The organism is Rhizobium sp. PRIMUS64 (genome assembly GCF_023006465.1).
Lineage (GTDB): Bacteria > Pseudomonadota > Alphaproteobacteria > Rhizobiales > Rhizobiaceae > Rhizobium > Rhizobium leguminosarum.
In genome coordinates, this window is record NZ_JALBGX010000289.1 from 1 (window position 1) to 1,386 (window position 1,386).

The 1,386-nt window shown below is 64.2% G+C and carries 2 protein-coding genes; both read right to left on the reverse strand.

Annotation, left to right across the window (positions count from 1 at the left end):
• Positions 1–310 (reverse strand): hypothetical protein (locus tag MOV76_RS39125; protein WP_247266594.1); only part of this gene is annotated, 310 nt, incomplete at its 3' end.
• A gap of 51 nt (positions 311–361) precedes the next feature.
• On the reverse strand, positions 362–1,285 hold the full coding sequence (locus tag MOV76_RS39130) for a DUF5131 family protein (protein ID WP_247266595.1): 924 nt from the start codon (positions 1,283–1,285) through the stop codon (positions 362–364).
• Between the last annotated feature and the right edge of the window lie 101 nt (positions 1,286–1,386).

Consider the following 1,386-nt stretch of genomic DNA (forward strand, 5'->3'; position numbering starts at 1 on the left):
GATCGGCGGTGGCGCGCCGCGCCGGATCGGCGGCGAGGATCGTTTCCGGCTGCATCTCCAGCACCATCGCCACATAGGCGACGGCCAGCCGGTAGCTGCCCGACGAAATCACCTCGTTCGGGTTGGTTTCGCCGCGGCGGATCCGCGCGATCGCCAGCCGCACGCGGGTGAGAACCATGCGCGTCAGCGGCTTGTGACCCTTGCGGATCTTGTAGAGGTAGGCATTCGAAAGACCGGCACCGCGCTCGATCGAGCCTTCGGAAAAGCCGGTCGGGGCAATGATACGGTCAAGTTCTGCAACGTCGAGCATGCGCCATCCAAAGGGTGGCCGTACGCAATACATGTTCGGCATGAGTTGATTTCAGAGTGCCGGCACCGCCGGAAATTCATTGTGTTCGCCGCCGTCGAGCAGCCGGCCGGCAATCTTCGTCGGCGCGCGAAACAGCGTGTCGGGAGGAAACAGGCCGGCTGGCGGCGCCCAGTTGCCCCATTGCTTGAAATGAAATGGAACGGCGGCGGCCGCACACTGGTCGCGCAGGCTACGGAACCAATCCGGATGTGGCCTGCGAGCGATATGGCCGCCCTGGTCGGTCTCGCCGCCGGCGATCACCCAATCGAGTTTCGGCGCATCGATGTCGCCATCGGACCACGGATCGAACCGCCTGCCATTGAGCGCACTTTCCCAGCTATCCCACCGGGATCCGTATTGGGAGACGCCGCTCTCGTGGATGCGGTTGAGATCGATGGGGCCGAGTAGCGGCTCGCAGGAGACAAAAGCAAACAAGGCGCTCGTGCAGCTTTTCGCATCGAGAAGCGCCGGCACATTGATATCCGCCCGCTTCTGATCCTCGATCGTCGTGCCGATCGCCGCATTGCGCGGCAGGCCGCCGGCTTCGAAGGCCAGCTTGTTGACGTTCTGCGGCCGCTTGGTCAGCAGCAGATAGACGAGCCGCGGCGTCTTGCGCATCACATCGAAGGCATCGGCCCGCCATTGCGGATCCACCTGGTTGTCGAAGATATCGGCCAGAGAGGCGCAGAAGACGAACGGCCGATCGCCGTCCTTTTCGGCCTGGCGCTGCCAGCGGTACGGATCATTCCAGGTGTGGGCGCTTGTCCGGACGCGGGTGCCGACACCTTTGCCGGGCCCGCCCCACTCGACCTTGTGATAGCGCTTATCCATCATTGCCTCGGCATAACAGCCGTCGCAGGCTGGGCTAACCTTCGTGCAGCCCATCCATGGGTTCCAGGTGTGGCGCGTCCAGGAAATCGCGGAATTCTCGGCCATGGCCTACATCCCCAACCGCTTGCGGCGCGCCAGCGCGTCGATCATCTGCTGTCGGCGCAGATCGCCGGCAGCTGCAGGCTCGGGCGTGGCTGCTTGCGCCG

Coding starts and splice junctions, on each gene's coding strand:
- MOV76_RS39130 (WP_247266595.1), bottom strand. CDS start 1,285: ATGGCCGAGAATTCCGCGATTTCCTGGACGCGCCACACCTGGAACCCA.